General features: G+C 50.9%; 1 pseudogene. It reads left to right on the forward strand.

From position 1 onward, the window contains the following. Positions 1 to 391, forward strand: a pseudogene (locus LRP49_RS25190) (transketolase); the annotation flags it as partial.

The following is a 391-nucleotide window of genomic DNA, read 5'->3' on the forward strand; positions in this document are numbered from 1 at the left end:
CGTGTTCATGGGCGACGGCTGTTTGATGGAAGGTATCTCTCACGAAGCATGCTCACTGGCAGGTACCCTAGGTCTTGGCAAACTGATTGCTTTCTGGGATGACAACGGTATTTCTATCGACGGTCACGTTGAAGGCTGGTTCACTGATGACACGCCTAAGCGTTTTGAATCTTACGGCTGGCACGTTATTCCTGCAGTAGACGGTCATGATGCTGACGCGATCAACGCAGCGATTGAAGCAGCGAAAGCAGAAACGGGTCGTCCAACTCTGATTTGTACCAAAACCATCATTGGTTTTGGCTCACCAAACAAAGCAGGTTCACACGACTGTCACGGCGCACCATTGGGCGCAGAAGAAATCAAAGCAGCGCGTGAATTCCTCGGTTGGGAA

The organism is Enterovibrio qingdaonensis (genome assembly GCF_028683135.1).
Classification (GTDB): domain Bacteria; phylum Pseudomonadota; class Gammaproteobacteria; order Enterobacterales; family Vibrionaceae; genus Enterovibrio; species Enterovibrio qingdaonensis.